Below are 19733 nucleotides of genomic sequence, written 5' to 3' on the forward strand. Positions count from 1 at the left end.
AATTAGCAGAAATGATTCAATATAATAGCAAAATAGAACAGAAGGTCTCACCGCTTCATGCTATGGGCTGGTTTTCTGCGTGCTTATTTATTTTGTTGCTACAAGGCTGCAAACATGATAATCTCATTGTGCCCCAACCTAATGAAAATATACGACCGGCCGCCGACTTTATTCATAACAATTACGAAATGCGCCTCTTTGATGCGGCGCTGGAGAAAACAGGTCTGAATGTCGAACTAAATGGTAATGGGCCATTTACAGTTCTTGTGCCAAACGATCTCGCTTTTAATGAGATCGGTGTGTTTCGTCCAGCTGACCTTGATCGAATGAATAAGGATAGCTTGCGGAGACTGATTTCTTATCATATTCTCCCAAGGCGTCTTTATGTGAGCGATATTCCGAGCAATTCGGTGGATTTTAGGTATGCAACACTGGAAGGTTCCGAATTGTACGCCTCAATCGGTTCTATATCACCCGGGGCTATTACTCCAACAAATATGCTGTTTTTTAGCGGAGCGAAAGCGGTCCGCAAAGATGTGGTTTTATCCAACGGGGTGTTGCATGTGCTGGATAAGGTAATGAAACCACAATTTGAGAAAAATATTCAGGATTGGCTCAGTGACAAGAAAGACTATACTGTTTTTGTGGCTGGACTGAAGAAATTTGGGCTATGGGAACAGCTGGCTGAAAAAGGCCCATTTACGGTATTTGCACCAACAAATGAGGCACTAGAAAAGAGAGGGGTTACGATGGAATTTTTGGATAGTGCTGTTCCACAGAATTATGTCGCTGAGGTATTGTTTGGTGCCTACATCATGTACGATAAACATTTTTTTATATCGGATTCGCAAGTTTTTACTGTCATTAATTCGAATGGTAATTACAAATACCACTTGAAAGACAAAATACATTATATGGAATATTTTGCCAATGAAGCCTATCCGACCTGGAAACTAAGTTATAATATGAGACTCCGGGACAATGATACTTTCTATTCGATTATACTCGCTGATGTAACGTATGCTGTCGGCGCTAAAATGGACTATTTGTGTAGTAATGGTTTGGTTCATGATTTAGATCAAGGGCTGGTAAGCCCAGATCAAGCGATAAAAAAAGGAAAAGATGAAAAATAAATCAATAAATGCCGTTTGGCATATACTGTTGTTATGTACTACTGCTGTGTTTGTACTGCTATCTTGCCAAAAAACTGAGTTCATGCCGGAGCTTGTGGGGGAGGAAGTCCCTTATAAAAATGAAGCTTCACAAGATGTTACGCAACTATTGACAAAGCATAATGAAGCAAAAGTTTTTTTAGCGGCTTGGCAGAAAAGTAACATTGTAGCACTGATAAAGGCTGCTGGAGTCAATACAAAAGTGACCGTATTGGTCCCAACCGATAATGCGTTGAAGCAAGCAGGAATAACATTAGAGACTATTCAAAAAATGACCACGGAGGAAGTTGCCGACTTCATTCAATTTTATAGTTTTTTAGGAGATCTCAACCAAATTAAACTGGGCAAATATAGTCTCATGGTTCGCTCGATGTTAAAAAATCAAAATTACCGAGTACCTTTTTATGATAATACCGAGCCTGTAGGAAGACGTTACGATATCTATGCTTATCGTCATTATCTCGCTGTGAAAGATGGCGATTTGCTAGTCAATGGTAAGTCTAAAGGAAAATTAGCTTATGAGCCCGCGACAAATGGTGGAGTCTATATGTTGGAAAAAGTGATTGAAAAGCCTACTATGACCATATTGGAGGCGCTAATAGCCGACGGAAGGTTTACTTTTTTTGTGGAATCCCAACGTTTGTCCGAGGAAATGTTTTATGAAAAAATGTTGGATGATATTGAACCTCTATGGGGATATCGTATGAGTAAAGAGGAATTTTTGAGCTATTATCCAGAGGCCAGAGTTCCCTATCAACGAGGCTGGGATATAGATAGGGATCCATTTTACAATGAGATACCTAATATTAACCTGACAGCCACCTTTGCACCAACAGATGATGCCTTTCGAAAAGCAGGGTTCAATAGCGTGGCCGATATTTTGGCTTTTAATGCTAAAAGGGGAGATGTAAGATACGACGACATGTATTTTGAACCACGTGGAGCATTTCCGACAGATACTTTATTCAGTTTTCATCGCAATTGGGGCAGAGTGTTTGCAACTGAGGATCCTGCTTATGGCATAGCGATGTCCAATAATACTATCTTTTATAGTAATGATCTGGATCCTACCTTGTTAAACGATTACTATGTGAATATAGGGGGGAATAGTCAGGTTCAATACGCTTATAAAATGCCGTTAGCTTTTTCTAAAAATGGAAACCAGATCCAAATGAAAATCAAAGAAGCTGAGCAAGCACCGATCAATATTATTGAGACAGATATCAATACGGTCAATGGGCCGATCCACGTTGTTGATAACCTATTGCTTCCCAAAGGATTTAAACTTAAATAAAAGATGAGACGACATAATTTTAGTTATAGCAAGTGTAGCCTATTTTTGCTGACGATCAATCTATTATTTGCTTGTAAAAAGGAAGAAAACACGACGAATTTTGACAATAATAAGGTCAACTTGGTGGTTGCTGATAATTTTAATTTATCGGTATTTAATGCTGCATTGCGCGTCAGTAATATGGATAAAGAGTTGCAAAAGGGCGAAGGTCCCTATACTTTGCTTGCTCCATCCGACAATGCCTTTGGAAAGGCGGGTTATCCAACTGTCGTGAGCATGTTGTCTGAACGCGCAGCGATAGTTTCTAATATCGCTAATTATCACATACTGGATGGAAAATATGAGCTCAATAAGCTTCCTTTTCTGTTCAATCAAGAATTAAAAACACGTCGCGGTAAGGTCTATGCCACACATTGGGTAAAAGGAACTGATACAGTACTGACACTGAATGGAGCACGTATATTGACACAAAATTTGCCTGCATCTAATGGACTGATTCAAGTGCTCGACCGCGTTATGACTCCGTATGTACATGACAAGATTGTGGATGCTATCAACGCAGATGCGAGTATCAGCATATTTGCTCGTGCGATAAAAAGGACCGGCATTTTATCCGAAAAAACAAATCAGGGAGCCTATACAGTTTTTGCACCAAATAATGCTGCAATGACTCTGCTGGGATTTCAATCCGTGCAGGATGTGGAGCTGGCCAATTTAGACGATCTGAAAAAATTAGTCCGCTATCATATTCTCCATGACCGTCGTTTTGTGTACGACTATATCTTGAGTACGGGTAATACAAATATGTCTAAGCAAACCATGCTAGATGGTAACAGTGTAGACATTAAGTTGGTTCCAAATACCAGCTCTCCGGGCTCTTTTAGTGGTATCACACTTCGGGGTTTGGGAAATACAAATGATGTCTTATTACAGAAACAGGATATCCTTACCGGAGATGGGGTACTACATATTGTTGATCAGGGGCTCCGGCTAACACAGTAATGAGAAGATTTATCTAACGAATTAATGAAACATAGCAATGAATAGATATCAATATGACGGTATATGCATAGGAAGATCAACCATGACTTTCTATCCTATAATGTCAATACTAAAGCTAATTTTACTCTTTTTGTTTCTTTTGCCAGCGCTCAATTCTTTTGCGCAGGAAACTTCGGGTACAATTAACGGAAAGGTGCAAAGTAGCAGTGGAACTCTTGTGGAGAAGGCGACCGTTACTGTGATACACACACCAACGGGGACCCGTTATGTGCAATCGACCGATAAAGATGGACGTTTTACTTTAAATAATATTCGTATTGGAGGTCCATATACAGTTGATTTAAGTAGCATTGGATTACAAACAGAACGTAAAGAAAATATATTTGTGCGTTTGGGAGAAACCTTGCAGGTAGATTTTATTATGCAACAGCGTAATGAAACACTTAGTGAGGTCGTTGTGACTGGCCGGAAAGCTGATACAAGGGCAGGGACAGTAGGAACCGGAAATCATTTCAGTGGCGAGCAAGTCAGGAATATGCCTACAGTCAACCGTTCGATTACCGATGTAACTCGGCTTACACCTCAAGGAAGTCGCGATAATAGTTTCGGTGGTACAAACTTTAGGTATAATAATGTCACGATTGACGGTGCCATCAATAATGATGCAATAGGTTTTAGCCCCTCTCTTGGCGGACAAACGGGGACCTCAGGAATGGCGGGGAGCAGTACAAGAACAAACCCCATATCAATAGATGCCATTCAGGATATGCAAGTATATTTGGCTCCCTACGATGTCAAGATCGGAAATTTTACAGGCGGCTCGGTCAATGCTGTCACTCGAAGTGGTACAAACCAAGTTGAAGGTTCGGTCTACGCCTATGGACGGAATGCCGCGTTAACGGGTAAGGACCGTGTGGGAACTTTGGGGAAAATGAATAAAGATTTTTACGATTATCAAACAGGTTTCCGAATAGGGTTTCCTTTAATAAAAGATAAATTATTCTTTTTCAGTAATGAAGAGTTTACCAGGCGTCAAGATCCTACGCAGTTGCGTGTTGGAACTATCGAAACAGCTCATATCCTAGAACAGTATGATGTAGACGCAATAGCCGAAGCCGCTCGTTCTCGCTATGGTGATATTTTTAATATTGGAACCGCAGGTAATTATACAAATTGGTCCCGGTCAACCAAGTTTTTCAATCGTTTAGACTGGAATATAAATGCCAAACATCAGTTGGCAATCCGTAACAATACAATCTTTAGTAAGGCAACTCATATGGATCGGGATCAACAGGATTTTCGGTTCAGTAGTATGGCCTTTGAACAAGAGAACAACCAAACAAGTACCGTTGCGGAATTGAAAAGTAGATTTAGTAATAATCTTTCTTCCAATATTGTGTTGGGATATACACAGGTAAATGATCGACGTGACCCCTTAAGTGATCCTTCCTTACCTCAGGTACAGATACAAGGACGTACACCGGGCACAACAATTTATCTTGGAACTGATCGTGAAGCTAGTATATTTAACATGCGACAAGGTACCTGGGAGATTACGGCCAATCTAAATTGGACAAAAGGTAGGCATAAATTGTTATTTGGAACACATAATGAGCTTTATCGCATTCGGTATGGGTTTGTTAATAGTTGGAATGGTCGGGTTGATTACAATAGTATTGCAGATTTCGTCGCGAACGTTCCGTATCGTGTAAGAGGAAGTTACAACTATAAGGATAATTCACGTTCTTACATTTTGGATCATCCCGCAGCAAACTTCTCTGTTGATATGTATAGTCTCTACATTCAGGATGAAATCCGTATAAATGATCGTTTCCAAATCACACCTGGACTCCGTGCGGATTTGGCAGCATTGCCAACAATGCCGACACGGAGTGATAAAGTCAATGACATGTGGTCTGACCCCACTTTTGGCACAACCTACACCTATACGCCACCGAATCGGTTAAGAAATGAGTTTCTAAATAGGATACAGTTGTCTCCGAGAATTGGCTTTCGATGGGAGGCCATGGACAATAAACAACTGACTGTCCGGGGGGGCGCCGGTTTGTTTACAGGGCGTATACCGTTTGCTTGGTTGGCTTATGCATACTATAATACGGGTAACAGTTACGGTGCTTTCGATCAAAAAGCAGATCAGAAACCATTTGCACCTGGGTCTGACCCTATAAAGCCAAGTCCGAATGGAATAGGTGAGTTTATAGCGCAGAATGGCGCTATCATAAATGATCCAAGTACCGGAAAAACGCAGGTTGATCTGGTCGATAACAATTTTGTGCTGCCACAGGTGTTGCGGTCCAGCTTGGGCATAGATTACAAGGTTGAAAGCTGGAAATTTACGGTTGAAGGTATTTATACAAAGAATATTAAAGATGTTCTATTTCAGCAGCTGAACAACAAGGATAACCCATTATGGTATGGGTATGACGTCAATAAACAACAACCTGTTTATAGCGGTACTGTGGATAATCGTTTCTCGAATGTATATCTTCTGAGTAATACCAATCAAGGTTACCGCTACAGTATAACAGGGACCATTGGAAAAACGATCAAAGAAAAATTGAATGCTACACTGAGCTACACCTATGGAGAATCAAAGGATTTAAGTAATGGCGTACGTAATTCTATGGAAAGTAACTGGCAACTGAATCAGTCACTTGTCCCTAATAATCCAAAGTTAGCTTACAGCAATTTCGATATCCGTCACCGTATCGTTTCGAGTATAAATTACGAACAAACTTGGCGTAATGCAGGACGTACGAATTTTACCTTGTATGTCAGTGCGCAATCTGGAAGTCCATTTACCTATGGTATCGTCAATAACAGCATACAAGGCTTGCCACAGCAAGTAAGTTTGGTCTATATTCCAAGACCGACGGAAGCAATTCATTACTTTAAAGATCTTGCAAATGGTTTTTCTGCTCAGCAGCAAGCAGATGCTTTTAATCGGTTCATCGATGGTGATGATTATCTAAGCTCCCGTAGGGGTGATTTTACAGCGCGTAATATGGGGCGAACACCATGGAATGTACAGGCAGATCTTCGAATTGCACATGATCTCTTTCTTCAGAAGTCAAAGAAACAATTTATAACATTTTCGGTGGATGTTATGAACTTGACTAATCTAATCTCCAAGAAATGGGGTATTCAGTATTTTTCACCCAATACATTTAATTCGACGAGTAGTGTGGGCCTTACCCCATCATTATTTCCGCCGAGGCAAAATGCTGATAGCTGGCCCGTATTTACCTTTAGTGATCCTGGGCAACCTTATAGCATCGATTATTTTAACTCAAGAGCACAAATACAATGTGGGGTGCGATATACATTCTAGTTTGGCCATTTGGGAAAAACCTAAAAGGATAGCGGATATATAGTTACAAGAATTTATTCCAATGAAAAATACAATTAATCTAGTCATCATATCTATATGGATGGCTATTGCGACGATCAGTTGCAGTAAAAAGGAAGAATTGGTCGATAAAATTCCGGCTAAAGTGGATAGTTATTACCCTAATTCTGGTAAAGCTGGCACACTAGTTACGATTGAAGGACAGGGCTTCAGCGGGGCAATTACAGAATTTTCTGCAACAGTTGCAGGGAGTTCGGCAGAGGTGATTAGCGCTACTCCAACATCGGTTGTTTTACGTGTGCCAAAAGGTGACAAAAGTGGAGGAATTGTCTTGAAGTATGGAAGTAATAGTTTTGATGTTGGTACTTATACCTATCAAGATCTTTCAGTCTCAAAAATTTTTCCGACAAATGGTACAGGCGGCACCCAGCTACGGATTGACGGGGAGGGGTTTGGTAGTACAGATAAACCTGCAGAAGTCTATGTTAATGGCAAAAAAGCTTTGGTTGTGAGTGTTACAGATAAAGTAATCGTTGCAGAAATTCCCGAAGATGCTGGGTATGGTGCTGTAGAAGTTCGTGTGGATGGTAAAAAGTCTCAAGGACAGAATTTTACTTATCAGGTCGTCCGCAGTATTAAACCATTAACGGGTGGGGCGGGAACCAAAGTTACTCTAACGGGTGAAGGCTTCGAAAAAGTCAGTTCGGGGAATATCGTTGATTTCAATGGAAAGATTGCGGTCGTATTGGAGTCTAGTCCTGAAAAAATTGTCGTAGTGGCTCCAGCTGGCGTCAGTACAGGACTTCTATCCGTGAATATCAATGAACAGAAAATTTCAGGTCCGAAATTTACGGTTGTAGGCAAGCCTGAAATCGGCGCAGTTTCTCCTTTGAGTGGCCCAAAAGGGGCTGAAATGACAATAAGTGGGCTATTGTTTAGTAAAGAACTTGACGAAAATCAGGTTTTTATAAATGGAAAGCAAGTTGCTGTTTCTTCAAGTAGTGAAAATCAGCTTAAGTTGATCATCCCTGGCGGAACTGGATCCGGAAAGGTAAGGGTTGTAGTCAACGATCAATCTGTGGAAGGACCACAGTTTAAGGATCAGACGCTTGGTATTCGTTCTATAAGTCCAGACAATGGTTTGGCGGGAACTAGTGTAACCTTATTGGGAACTGGATTTAGTACAAATGCTGCCGAAAATAGGGTTTATTTTAATGGTGTTTTGACCCCTGTGACAAGTGCTAGTGAGAATAAGTTGGTTATGGAGGCACCACAGGGCGTTGCAACAGGCGAGGTAAAGGTAATCGTTGGCGGTCAGGATGCTTTAGCACCGCAACCGTTCCGTCGCGCAGGTGTAATGACATTCGTAGGGGGGCCAGGAAGTACGGTATTCGGCAACAACCTAGCTGGAATGGCGATAGATGCGCAGGGAAATTTATATGTCGCAGATCCAGAGAATAAACAAGTTAAAAAGGTGTCCCCGACTGGAAGTGTATCTATTTTGCAGGTAGATGGTGCCAATGCTGTATTCGACTATCCTACAGGAATAGTTGTTGACCCACAAAACAATATTTATGTCAGCGATCAGCGAACAAATCAGATCTTTAAAATTACAGCTGCGGGCAAACGCACTATACATGCAAAAGGATTTTCTCCGGGTTCAATGTGTTTAGATCTGTCAGGGAATTTATATGTCGCAGTAGCTGGTTTTGCGCAGGGTATAAACAAAGTCAACGTGGCTGGAAATTATACTAAGGTACCCGGACCTAGTTGGGTAATGGCTAAGCCCTTTGTGGATAGTCAAGGAGTTTTGTATTATTCGGATCAGAATACAAGCAGCAATAACGGGATCGAGATTGTAAGACCGGGTGATACACGTGGGGAACGTTGGGTTGGAGGTTCGGATGCGGGCTATCAAGATGGGATTGGAACGAACACATATTTCAACGGAATAGGCGGTATAACAGCAGGATTAAATAACAGATTGATTGTTGCCGATAACTACAATTATGCTATTCGGGAGGTCAATATGTCGACACGAGAAGTGACTACTTTGATAAAGGGAACGAATGGATATGTGGATGGGACTTTATCGACAGCACGGTTTGGTCTGATAAAAGATGTGGTAGTAGATAAAGATGGTAATATCTATCTTCTGGATGTTGGTAATAAAGCTATTCGGAAACTGTTTCTGAAATAACAATTGTACATAAATCCCCGATGCAATCGTATTGTTTTTTTAGGAGATCCTCTCTTTGAAAATAATGCGGAGCATGTGTCGGGGATTTTTATGTTAAAATTGAAAGGACACCTTTAACTATTGAGGCAAATAGACAATGATTAAAGTGTATTATTCGCAAGTAAGAAGTCTCCGTAGAAATTGGGGATTTTACTCTCGTAAATTGCATTTGCGACAGCTATTATTGGGTAATCTACTTTAACGATCTCGGCATTAATTTCTTTATCAGATAAGGTTATTATTGCGTAGGTCGCTTTTCTGTCTTTTTCTTTACTACGCCCGACTGAACCACTATTGATAAACAAGACGTCTCCATCCTGTTGAATATAAGAATGGTGTGTATGTCCCATCACCAGAATATCGATTGATCTTTGCTTTAATTGGGTCGATAGAGCATGCTTGGGAGTTGATTCATGGATGTATTCGTCATTGCTTTGGAGACTGGCATGGACAAGAAGTATTTTCCTGAGACTCGTTCCAAGCTTGAAGGTTAGTTCAATGTTGTAGGGTAATGTTGCTAACCACTTTTTATGAGGGACCGATATCTCTTTTTTACTTAGGTTGATGGCGATTTCTCGATTTGAAGTCTCTATTACATCATGGTGTGGTAAAGGGATAATGGCTTCGTCAAAAGCAATTCTCTGGTCATGGTTTCCTAGTAGACATGGAATGTTTTTTTCTTGTATTCTGTCAATGACTTCATTCCCCCAGGGAGCGAAATCAACAAGATCACCTAAGCAGTAGATTTGTGTTAATCCTCTGTTTTTGATATCCGTTAATACCGCATCCAATGCAATTTCATTGGCATGAATATCACTTATTATAGCAAGTTGTATCATATTCTTATGCTACAAACATAATCATTCGGGTAATCAGTCAACGTACAATTTATGAGGTAAGGAAGAAAATGATAATAGCATTATAATTTTTAGGCTAAAAGGGGAGAAATTGGTTGAAATTGGTGAAGAAATACTTTAAAATAAGCACATAGCTAATAGCCTCAGCTATGTGCTTATTTAGGTGGTAGGTTACTAAAGATTCATCCCGCCGGATACCTCAATACGTTGTCCGTTGATCCATCTTGCGTCTTCGGTACAAAGGAAGGCAACGACACCGCCGATATCGTCAGGTACACCAGCACGTCCTAAAGCTGTAACAGCTGCAATATGCGCATTTGTTTCTTTGTTATCCCGCACATGCCCGCCGCCAAAGTCTGTCTCGATTGCACCGGGAGCGACAACGTTTGCTGCAATACCACGGGGACCAAGTTCTTTGGCAAGATACCTCGTCAATACCTCGATTGCTCCTTTCATCGAGCCATAGGCAGATGATCCCGGAAATGCAAAACGCGCAAGACCAGAAGAAATATTGATAATACGTCCATCATCGTTCAAATAGGGAAGAACTTTCTGCGTGAGAAAAAATACCCCTTTATAATGGATATTATAAGCTGTATCGAATTGCTCTTCCGTAGTTTCCATGAAAGGGGCGTATAATGCTGTTCCAGCATTATTGATTAGGAAATCGAAGTTTGGTTGTCCTGTTTCTTGTTTTATATGCTGTGTAACTCGTTCGATGAAGAGATCAAAAGACTGCACATTACCTGCGTCTAATTGGAATGCGGTAGCCTTTTGTCCCAAAGACTGTATATGTGAAACCACATGATCTGCTTCTTCTCGATTACTGTTATAGGTTAAGATGACATCGATTCCTTTTTTCGCGAGGCTAACAGCCATGTTTCTACCTAAACCACGGCTTCCGCCTGTTACCAATGCTATTTTATTTGTAGCCATTTTTGATTTGTTTTAAGATTCAACAACACAAAGGTCCTTTAAAAAGGCGGATTCTCCTTTGCAATAAGCAAATGGATATTTGTAAAATTCAAATTATAACGTTTGAGATCGGAAATTGTTTGGTGCCAAACCTGTCTGTTTTTTGAAAAAATTTGAAAAGTGGGCTATCTCTTCAAAGCCAAGTGAAAATGCGATTTCAGAAATGTTCCAATCGGTTTGTCGTAGCAATATTTTAGCTTCCTGTACGATCCTTGCGGCAATGACATGGCTTGTTGTTTTACCTGTATTTTCTTTTAGGGTTTTATTCAGGTGGTTGACATGTATGGCAAGTCGTTCCGCAAAATCATTAGCTGTCCGTAGTTGTAGACGTTGCATTGGAGATTCAATGGGAAATTGTCTTTCTAGCAATTCTATAAATAGAGATGTGATTCTATTTGAGGCATTAGATGTTGGATTCGTTATACTCTTTGGCTGGAGTTTTTGCCCATAGTGGATAATTTCCAGTACATAATTTCGCATTAGATCATATTTAAAGACGTAATCTGAAGATAGCTCTTTATTCATTTTTAGAAAAATTTCCTCTACTTCAATTCGTTGCTCAGGTGATATTTGAAAAATAGGAAGTCCTCCGGGTTGAAAGATCGGCAGATCATCTATGATCACACCACTTTTATTCCTTGCCAGAAATTCATCGGTGAAAACACAAAAATAACCTTTTTGATTTTCGTCTTTTGGTATCCAATGGTAAGGAACTTTTGGTGTTGCAAATACAAGCGCGGATTCATCAATTTCGATTACTTTGTCGGCATATTCGGCTATGTTTTTCCCTGTGATTAAGCTTATTTTATAGTAGGTACGCTTATTGTAGGGCATGATCGGTTTATCTTTTAATTTAGCTGCAAGTTCCTCAAAGCTGAATACATTAAAATGACCAATCTCTCTTGCGATCTCCTTTGGGATGCTCGCATTGATCTCCTGATAAAACTGTTCAATGGAAGTTGTTTTCATTTAAACCCGATTTGCAATAATCAAATGTACTGGTTTTAGATTACATTCGATACACGCAGTCATGTTTTTGATATTTTGCTATTCTCATTTAAATGTAAATTGCAATATTATATTTTGCACAATATAATTTCTTGTCCTACATTTGTGCAAACAAAACAAATTGAAATATGAAAACGTTATATAACATCGGCGCGACAGCCAAAGGAGGACGAAACGGTCAAGTAAAAAGTGAAAATGGTGTACTGGATTTAGCTGTTCGCATGCCTAAAGGTCTTGGTGGAGCAAATGACGATTATGCTAATCCAGAGATGCTTTTTGCGGCAGGCTATGCTGCGTGTTTTGATAGTGCCTTGAATTTGGTTATTAGGTCAGAAAAAGTAAAAACTGGAGAGACTTCGGTAACTGCACATGTGAGTATTGGACAATTGGATAATGGCGGTTTTGGGTTGGCTGCAGAATTACATGCAAATATTCCGGGAGTGAGTTTGGAAGTCGCCCAGCAATTGATTGAAAAAGCACATCAAGTTTGTCCCTACTCAAATGCAACAAGGGGTAATATAGATGTTAAATTGACGGTATCAACTAACGAATAATAGATGAATAACTTGGCTAATGTGCTGACAGCGCTCGTACTTTTAGAACATGTATACATTGTATGGATGGAAATGTTTGCCTGGGAAACTGCAGGAAAACGTAGTTTTGGCAGGGCTCTTCCTGCTGATCTTTTCAAACCCACTAAAGGGCTTGCCGCAAATCAAGGCTTATACAATGGTTTTTTAGTTGCGGGTTTAGCTTGGTCCTTTTTTATCAATGATCCGGTCTGGAGTGGAAATGTACGCCTGTTTTTTCTAGGCTGTGTCCTCGTGGCTGGGGTTTTTGGTGGAATCACAGCGAGCAAAAAGATATTTTTTGTACAAGGAGTTCCTGCATTGTTAGCAATATTATCCATGATTTTCTTAAAATAATTAAATAATTATATGTCACTACTAGAAGATTTAAAATGGCGTCATGCTGTGAAAGCATACGATCCTACAAAAAAAGTTAGTCAGGAAAATGTAGATAAAATCGTTGAGGCTGCACGCTTTGCACCTACTTCTTCGGGCTTACAGCCATTTAAGATATTGATTGTTGAAAATCAGGCATTGAAAGAAGAATTGGCAAAGGGAGCACTAAATCCAGACTGTATGCGTGAATGTTCACATGTGCTTGTTTTCGCTGCATGGGATCGTTATACGGAAGAACGTATTGATAAAGTTTATGATTTTACAACGGATGAACGAGAACTACCTCGTGGACGTTTTGGTTCCTATACCGAGAAGTTAAAGTCAATTTATCTGAATGAAGCTGCGGAAAGAAATTTTGCGCACACGGCAAGACAGACTTATATAGCCTTAGGTTTGGCTTTGGCTCAGGCAGCTGAACTTCGTGTCGATTCTACCCCTGCAGAAGGCTTCGATAACCATGTGGTGGATACGGTATTGCAATTGGAGAAACATGGATTAAAAAGTGTCTCGTTAATGTATGTTGGTGTCGCAGACAGTTCCCGGGATTGGATCTCAACAATGAAGAAAGTTCGAATACCCAAGGAAGATTTTGTTGTTGAGTACAAATAGTTGATTACTGTTTTTCAATCCCTTAAAAACTCAATATCTTTGTAAGATGGATGATTTATTAAAATTAGACAAACAACTCTGCTTTTCCGTATACGTACTGCATAGGGAAATTATGCAGCGCTATCGCGCGATTCTCGAAGAGATTGATTTGACTTATCCGCAGTATATCACGATGATGGCACTATGGGAAAACGACGGACAAACCGTAAATCAGCTTGGTGGAAAACTATACCTCGACAATGGGACACTCACCCCATTGCTAAAGCGTTTGGAGAGTAAATCGTTGCTTACACGAACACGAAGCAAAGAAGATGAACGTGTGGTTAAAATACAGCTTACAGCACAAGGATTGCAATTAAAGGAAAAGGCGAGCTGTGTTCCCATGCAGATTTTTGAAGCCCTCAAGCTCGACTATGCTGATATGCTTCAGCTTAAAGCTTTGGCAGAAAAAATCGTAAATAATGTTGGAAATAGCTAGTTTTTATACGATATGAAATCAAAAAAGGATTAAATACACCAGCCTGTATTTAGTCCTTTTTTTTGTGATATGGATTGTCTTGAGCGATAAATGTTCGCGTTCCTTTTATTATACATCATATTAGCATATTTCGGATTTTTTGGCAGGACTATAATATGGAGATTCGTGCTATGGAAAATGTCATTCAAAACATAGAAAATCTAAATTGGTCTGCGATTACAGAGGAAATGCATAAACATGGTTATGTGGTCATTCCAAATCTATTAACAGATTTACAATGCGATCTATTAAAAGACGGGTATTACGATTCGAGGCTCTTCCGCAAAACTGTCGTTATGGAGAGATATCGATTCGGAATAGGAGAGTACAAATATTTTGACTACCCACTACCTGAGTTGATTCAAACGATTCGATCTCAACTTTATCCCCATCTGGCCGTCATTGCTAATGCTTGGTTTCGCGCGCTGAAAGTCGATAAGTCGTTTTCGATGAAACATGAAGACCTTTTGACGGATTGCCGCTTGAAAGGACAAGAACAGGCAACAGTATTGATTTTGAAATATAGTCAAGGAGGTTTCAATACCCTACATCAGGACTTATATGGAGAAGTCTATTTTCCGATGCAAGCGGTGTTTATGTTGAACGAGCCACAAATAGATTTTACAGGGGGGGAATTTGTCCTAACGCAACAAATACCTCGAGCGCAGTCAAAGGCTATTGTTTTGAAACCCCAAAAGGGAGATCTCGTCCTATTTGCAACAAATTTTAGGCCTGAGAAAGGACGAATCGGATATTTTAGGGTTAATATGAAACACGGGGTGAGTGAAGTTACGGCAGGTGAACGCCATGCGTTGGGTATTATTTTTCACGACGCCGAGAGATAAAACCCGCACAATGGAATGGCATAATAATATATCAGATGCTTCATTGCACGCCAAGATTCGAACGGGAGAAATTCGCTTAGGAGGCAATGAAAAACTAAAAATTTATGGATTGCTTTGTTGTATTTCCGGAAAAAGGATGAAGCGGGAGAACAGGGTCTTTTTTGCCACTGAGCAAGAAGCGCTACAGCATCAATATCGTCCTTGTGGGCACTGCTTAAAAGCGAACTATGTTGAATGGAAGGAAAAAAATAGGAGATTTGGTGAAGTGTAGGTCGCATTAAGTTCTCTTATATAGAGCATCTAAGTAAATCGAGTTTGGAAAAAGCATCTTATGTCAATTTCCTTGTGTATTGTTGAATTTTGTGTTTATCTTGAGGCAGGGTTAATTATCGTAGATCAAAAGAAAAATGCGTTTATTTTCGATTGCTGTTTATTTTATTTTTTCGGCTCTGCTGTTAATAAGCTGTGAAGAGCGGAGACAAGATACTAAAGTATTGAGTTATATAGCGCATAGTGAACGTGATAGTGCCCGTTTGGATCTTAATCTTTTTGAGAGCCGTTTTCATGGTCAATTGTTCTTTTATAGACCTGGAGGTGAGGTTGATTCGGGAGATATTCGCGGCAATATCCAAAAAGACACATTGCTTGGGGACTATTATTATACACCATTTGGCTGGGGACAGAAAAAAAGAAGACCCTTTGTTTTATTAAAAAAAGGGTCTCTGTATATTTTAGGTACAGGAACGGAGCAAGTGTATATGGGAATTCCACATTATATACCTTCAACCATCAATTTCCAAGACCCGAAGTTTATCTTTGAGAAAGTTAATCACTAGCCCTAATCATATAAATTGGGCGTCTACAGTATATCTTTTAATCGAATATATTGTAGTAGCATAATGGTTTTACCATCTTTGATTTCACCTGTATCAATCATATGTAGTGCTTCTTCGATATTGATTTCTAGAATCTCAATATGCTCTTCCTCTTCTTCTAAACCACCGCCATCGCCAACTTTCATGTTATTGGTGTATTCTGCTATAAAAAAATGTAGAATTTCAGTTACAGAACCTGGAGACATATAAGCTTCAAAGATCTTTTTTGCCTCCTTGATCTGATAGCCTGTTTCTTCTTCTGTTTCCCTTCGTATACAGTCGTGTGGAGAATCTTGATCAAGTAGACCTGCACAAGCTTCGATAAGCATGCCTGATTCATTTCCGTTGATGTAGGTGGGTATTCGAAATTGTCTTGTTAATATGACTGTTTGAGTACTGGTATTATAGAGTAAAATGACAGCTCCATTGCCACGATCATAAGCTTCTCGGCTTTGTTGCTGTACCGTACCATCGGGTTTGCTGTATTGATAAGTCACTTTTTTTAAAGTGTACCAGTTGTCTGATAGAATTTCAGTTTTTACAATTTTAATATCTTTTATTGCCATTTTTAGCGCGTTAAAGTCAAAAGATAAAAATAAGAATTGCAATCCAAACTAAGCAGGAAAAACTAAGAGAAGCTTTGATGTATGTCGCGATTCTCCATGGTGCTACCCAGCGTAGTCGAAGCGGGATAAAAAGTAGGATAAAACCCATTGATAAACTAACAGGTATAATCCAAAAGAAATCAATTGGTGCAATCCGACTGTGGGGAAGTAGCGTAACAACCAAAGCAGCAACTAGCGTCAAAGACAGGCCCAAATTTGAAATTATTTTTTCTTTCTCAGGACGGTCGTTACTGGAACCTTGGCCAAAGATGAAAAGAGTTGTGTCCATTACAAGGTTAATAAGCTCAGAAATCATTGATAATGGTGTTTTTATGTAAAAATAACAAGTTTTTGTTTCGCAAATGGACTTACTGTTTATTTTTAACGAAGAAGTATTGGAGCAAAATTTAGTTTATGCTAGGTATTGGCGAACCTCAGTCCGTTCTAAATTGCTTTGGATTCAGACCTGTATGTTGTTTGAAAAAATTGGAGAAGTAAGGAGAGTCGACGAAACCAAGTTTGAACGAAATTTCTTTGATAGATAGACCGGTTGCTTTTAACAATCGTTTTGCTTCCAAGATAGTTCGCTGCTGAATGAGCTGGCTTGGAGATACTTCGAGCTTTTGACGACAGATTTTAGTAAGGTGCGGGGTGGATATATTAAGTTCTTTCGCATAAAAAGATACCGACTTCTCATGCCGAAAATGGATATCAATTAACTCCTGTAACTTTAAGAGACGAGGATTGGATTCATTATTTTGTTCATTTTGGACTACCTTTTGTACCTCTTTGCTTAGTATCGATGCGATCACAGCTGTGCGAGAATAGATAATAGCAGGAACACAATTGTGGTCCTCAAGTTCTTTTCTTATCGCATTAAATTCATAATAAAGTAGAGCAAATGTTTCGTTGGAGAGTGAGATAACAGGATTACGTTGATAGTAAGCGAATGAAAAACGGAAATTGGGTGAAAATTTCTCGAAGTATTCTCTATCGACCATCAATTGGAAACCAGTTGTATTGGCTCCTAATTTCCAGCTATGAACTTGCTTCGGAAACAGGATATGGATTTGATGACGATCAATGTGATAATCTTTAAAATCAATCGTATGGACACCTTCTGCTTGGTCAAAAAGTACCAATAAAAAAAAGTGATGTTGATGTGGACGCGCTATATGATGTTCACCACGCAATTCCGAGTATAAATATCCTTGATTACCTGCAAGCTGGTCTTTTCTAAATTCTTGAATATCTATTGTCGGAAATAACTCCATCGAAATGATTTTGAACCTAAATATAGGTGTTTTATTTTAAACCATCTTCCAGTACCTGTTTGTTGGTGGTGAATTCACGATAGCCAAAGGTTCCATCCAGACTTATAACCAATTACAGCACCAAGTTCAATGCTTTTTGAGTAAGAGGTCTTTGGGAATACAGAAGAGCGGTATACATTGGCCGCAGCTGGTGTTTGCGTAATGAATCTGGCGTTATAAAGGAAACCATCGGTTTGCCAGATGGACGTGTTGATTTGTTTCTTTTCAAATCTTCTGTAGATAACTTTAGGATCGCTTTACTTGGTCTAGGAACAATGCCCCATGAAGAAGCGACTATTCCTATTGACGGACAACTATTTTGTATCAGCTTTAAATTGCTTGGGGCGGAGTATATTTTAAAAGAAAGTATTGCCGGCATCATCAATACGGGTAAGTTTCTTGTGACTGATTTTTGGTTTTTTTTTTTTTTTTTTTTTTTTTTTTTTTTTTTTTTTTTTTTTTTTTTTTTTTTTTTTTTTTTTTTTTTTACAAATTTTAAATATTCTTTTTCTTCTTTTTTGTTGGAGGGAAAGGTGGGAGTTTTTAGAAAGATTTTTTCGGAAAAGGGGGAGGTTACCTGTTGCCGAATTTGCAAAAAAGTTTTTGGAAAAAACATGAATCGTTATTTTAATCAGCAATTTGGACTTTCTTTAAAGTCGTACTGTAATATTTTACGTTTTAGGTCCTCATTGGATCACATTGCAAAAGGGAAACTTTTTCCAGAGGAACATTTTTTCGATCAGACCCATTTTATTAAAGAGATTAAGAAATTTTCGGGAGTAGTTCCCAAAGAGCTGTTAAAAAATAAAAACGACCGATTTATACTATTATCATCGCTTACATCTCAATAGTTTTGTTTTATGAATTTTAAAACAAATAAGATGTTAATACAAAATAAAAAAATAGCCATAATTGGCGGTGGAATTGGCGGCCTTACGTTAGCTCGATTATTACAGTTAAAGGGGGCTGATGTATCCGTTTATGAGCGGGATTTAAATCCTGAAGTTCGTGTACAGGGCTCTACTTTGGATCTTCATGAAGGGACGGGACTTGAAGCGATGAAACGCGCAGGATTAATGGAAGAGTTCTATAAATATCATCGACCGACTGCGAGTAAGCTGCGTATCGTTGATCAGGATCTCATCGTAAAATTTGATGACCATGATGAAGAGCAGTCAGTCGCCGAAAATCGACCGGAAATAGACCGAGCCCCTTTGCGAGATATCTTATTGAATGCCTTGGAACCGCATACCGTTGTTTGGGATAGTCAATTTGTTGCAATGGAAAGATATGGTGAAGGTTGGTTGTTGCATTTTAAATATGCAGTGGATGCATATGCCGATCTGGTGATCGCAGCAGATGGAGCAAATTCAAGAGTACGTCCTTACTTAAGTAATCTAACGCCTATATATTCGGGAATTACATTGGTTGAGGGAAATATCTATGATGCTGAAAAGAATGCTCCTCATCTCTTTAAATTGGCGAACGGTGGTAAAGTGATGGCTTTTGGATCGGAACAATTTATTGGATATGGTACAAAAGGTGACGGTTCAATGATGTTTGTTGCAAGTACAAAGATTCTAGAAGAAGATTATAATAAGGCTAGAATTGATTTTAAGGACAATAAGCAAGTATCGCAATGGCTTAAAGATCATTTCCCTGGATGGACCACGGTTTGGGATGAGTTTTTTGTGAATGACAATGTACAGTTTATACCCCGTCCCCAATATTATTTTGCTCTTGATCAACACTGGGAAACACAGACTAACCTTACAATGATCGGAGATGCAGCTCATCGTATGCCACCATTTGCTGGGGAGGGGGCGAATGTAGCAATGCAGGATGCCTTCGAGTTGGCTGAATGCCTGACAAATGGGAAACATGAATCTTTGCTGGAAGCATTATCTTATTTTGAAAAAGACATGATAAGAAGGGGGGCAGAAGCAACGCAGGATACATTGGAAAATAGTGATCGCATGCATTCGGCTACTGCTTTATCTGCTATGTTGGAATTTTTTAGCCATCCATCGGCGGATTAACAACCTTAAATCACCTTAAGTAGTATAGAGTAACAAAGGGAGTTTCCA

General features: G+C 39.4%; 20 protein-coding genes. 13 read left to right on the top strand and 7 right to left on the bottom strand.

Annotated elements, in window-relative coordinates:
• Nucleotides 1-11: 11 nt before the first annotated feature.
• The 5 genes from K2F45_RS05905 (at nucleotide 12) to K2F45_RS05925 (ending at nucleotide 9038) form a co-directional block, all read left to right on the top strand.
• Nucleotides 12-1133 carry a fasciclin domain-containing protein gene (locus K2F45_RS05905; RefSeq protein ID WP_075991348.1) on the top strand — a complete coding sequence of 374 codons (1122 nt, stop codon included), beginning with the start codon at nucleotides 12-14 and terminating at the stop codon, nucleotides 1131-1133.
• Nucleotides 1123-2466 (top strand): fasciclin domain-containing protein, encoded by a 1344-nt coding sequence (locus tag K2F45_RS05910; protein ID WP_248933122.1) that lies wholly within the window; start codon nucleotides 1123-1125, stop codon nucleotides 2464-2466. The genes K2F45_RS05905 and K2F45_RS05910 overlap by 11 nt, the downstream gene beginning before the upstream one ends.
• A 3-nt stretch (nucleotides 2467-2469) precedes the next feature.
• Nucleotides 2470-3468 (top strand): fasciclin domain-containing protein, encoded by a 999-nt coding sequence (locus tag K2F45_RS05915; RefSeq protein WP_248933124.1) that lies wholly within the window; start codon nucleotides 2470-2472, stop codon nucleotides 3466-3468.
• A 100-nt stretch (nucleotides 3469-3568) separates the two neighbouring features.
• On the top strand, nucleotides 3569-6820 hold the full coding sequence (locus K2F45_RS05920) for a TonB-dependent receptor (RefSeq protein WP_248933126.1): 3252 nt from the start codon (nucleotides 3569-3571) through the stop codon (nucleotides 6818-6820).
• A gap of 61 nt (nucleotides 6821-6881) precedes the next feature.
• A complete protein-coding gene (locus K2F45_RS05925) occupies nucleotides 6882-9038 on the top strand; it encodes an IPT/TIG domain-containing protein (protein ID WP_248933127.1) in 2157 nt (718 codons plus the stop codon).
• A 140-nt stretch (nucleotides 9039-9178) separates the two neighbouring features.
• Here the strand turns inward: K2F45_RS05925 and K2F45_RS05930 are convergent, their stop codons facing one another.
• The 3 genes from K2F45_RS05930 to K2F45_RS05940 all read right to left on the bottom strand — a co-directional run bounded on the left by K2F45_RS05930 (nucleotide 9179) and on the right by K2F45_RS05940 (nucleotide 11878).
• Complete coding sequence (locus K2F45_RS05930; RefSeq protein ID WP_075991353.1) at nucleotides 9179-9916, bottom strand: metallophosphoesterase family protein; 738 nt, start codon at nucleotides 9914-9916, stop codon at nucleotides 9179-9181.
• A gap of 192 nt (nucleotides 9917-10108) precedes the next feature.
• Nucleotides 10109-10870 (bottom strand): SDR family NAD(P)-dependent oxidoreductase, encoded by a 762-nt coding sequence (locus K2F45_RS05935; RefSeq protein ID WP_248933129.1) that lies wholly within the window; start codon nucleotides 10868-10870, stop codon nucleotides 10109-10111.
• 93 nt (nucleotides 10871-10963) lie between these two features.
• Complete coding sequence (locus K2F45_RS05940) at nucleotides 10964-11878, bottom strand: helix-turn-helix domain-containing protein (protein ID WP_248933130.1); 915 nt, start codon at nucleotides 11876-11878, stop codon at nucleotides 10964-10966.
• Nucleotides 11879-12045: 167 nt separating this feature from the next.
• Between K2F45_RS05940 and K2F45_RS05945 the strand changes: the two genes are divergently transcribed.
• The 7 genes from K2F45_RS05945 (at nucleotide 12046) to K2F45_RS05975 (ending at nucleotide 15689) form a co-directional block, all read left to right on the top strand.
• The gene (locus tag K2F45_RS05945; RefSeq protein WP_075991356.1) at nucleotides 12046-12471 is read left to right on the top strand and encodes an organic hydroperoxide resistance protein; all 426 of its coding nucleotides are present in this window, start codon (nucleotides 12046-12048) and stop codon (nucleotides 12469-12471) included.
• A gap of 3 nt (nucleotides 12472-12474) precedes the next feature.
• A complete protein-coding gene (locus tag K2F45_RS05950; protein WP_075991357.1) occupies nucleotides 12475-12843 on the top strand; it encodes a DUF1304 domain-containing protein in 369 nt (122 codons plus the stop codon).
• A 12-nt stretch (nucleotides 12844-12855) separates the two neighbouring features.
• Nucleotides 12856-13491, top strand: a complete 636-nt coding sequence (locus K2F45_RS05955) for a nitroreductase family protein (RefSeq protein ID WP_075991358.1) — start codon at nucleotides 12856-12858, stop codon at nucleotides 13489-13491.
• 46 nt (nucleotides 13492-13537) lie between these two features.
• Nucleotides 13538-13969, top strand: coding sequence for a MarR family winged helix-turn-helix transcriptional regulator (locus K2F45_RS05960; RefSeq protein ID WP_075991359.1), 432 nt, complete (start codon nucleotides 13538-13540; stop codon nucleotides 13967-13969).
• A 170-nt stretch (nucleotides 13970-14139) separates the two neighbouring features.
• A complete protein-coding gene (locus tag K2F45_RS05965) occupies nucleotides 14140-14853 on the top strand; it encodes a 2OG-Fe(II) oxygenase (protein WP_075994661.1) in 714 nt (237 codons plus the stop codon).
• Between the two features lie 10 nt (nucleotides 14854-14863).
• Nucleotides 14864-15124 carry an Ada metal-binding domain-containing protein gene (locus tag K2F45_RS05970; protein ID WP_248933131.1) on the top strand — a complete coding sequence of 87 codons (261 nt, stop codon included), beginning with the start codon at nucleotides 14864-14866 and terminating at the stop codon, nucleotides 15122-15124.
• A gap of 136 nt (nucleotides 15125-15260) precedes the next feature.
• Entirely contained in the window at nucleotides 15261-15689 is a 429-nt protein-coding gene (locus K2F45_RS05975) for a hypothetical protein (protein WP_075991361.1), read from the top strand.
• A 23-nt stretch (nucleotides 15690-15712) separates the two neighbouring features.
• Here K2F45_RS05975 and nudK read toward each other — a convergent pair whose 3' ends face one another.
• The 4 genes from nudK to K2F45_RS05995 all read right to left on the bottom strand — a co-directional run bounded on the left by nudK (nucleotide 15713) and on the right by K2F45_RS05995 (nucleotide 18262).
• Complete coding sequence (nudK, locus tag K2F45_RS05980; protein WP_088160490.1) at nucleotides 15713-16294, bottom strand: GDP-mannose pyrophosphatase NudK; 582 nt, start codon at nucleotides 16292-16294, stop codon at nucleotides 15713-15715.
• 16 nt (nucleotides 16295-16310) lie between these two features.
• Nucleotides 16311-16649 (bottom strand): hypothetical protein, encoded by a 339-nt coding sequence (locus tag K2F45_RS05985; RefSeq protein ID WP_075991363.1) that lies wholly within the window; start codon nucleotides 16647-16649, stop codon nucleotides 16311-16313.
• 118 nt (nucleotides 16650-16767) lie between these two features.
• Nucleotides 16768-17607, bottom strand: a complete 840-nt coding sequence (locus K2F45_RS05990; protein ID WP_083663504.1) for a helix-turn-helix domain-containing protein — start codon at nucleotides 17605-17607, stop codon at nucleotides 16768-16770.
• A gap of 112 nt (nucleotides 17608-17719) precedes the next feature.
• Nucleotides 17720-18262 (bottom strand): hypothetical protein, encoded by a 543-nt coding sequence (locus K2F45_RS05995; protein WP_248933132.1) that lies wholly within the window; start codon nucleotides 18260-18262, stop codon nucleotides 17720-17722.
• A 265-nt stretch (nucleotides 18263-18527) separates the two neighbouring features.
• On the opposite strand from K2F45_RS05995, the gene K2F45_RS06000 reads away from it, so the two are divergent.
• Nucleotides 18528-19685 carry an FAD-dependent oxidoreductase gene (locus tag K2F45_RS06000; RefSeq protein WP_075994662.1) on the top strand — a complete coding sequence of 386 codons (1158 nt, stop codon included), beginning with the start codon at nucleotides 18528-18530 and terminating at the stop codon, nucleotides 19683-19685.
• Nucleotides 19686-19733 lie beyond the last annotated feature (48 nt).

This window comes from Sphingobacterium siyangense, assembly GCF_023277505.1.
In the GTDB taxonomy this organism is placed as follows: domain Bacteria; phylum Bacteroidota; class Bacteroidia; order Sphingobacteriales; family Sphingobacteriaceae; genus Sphingobacterium; species Sphingobacterium siyangense.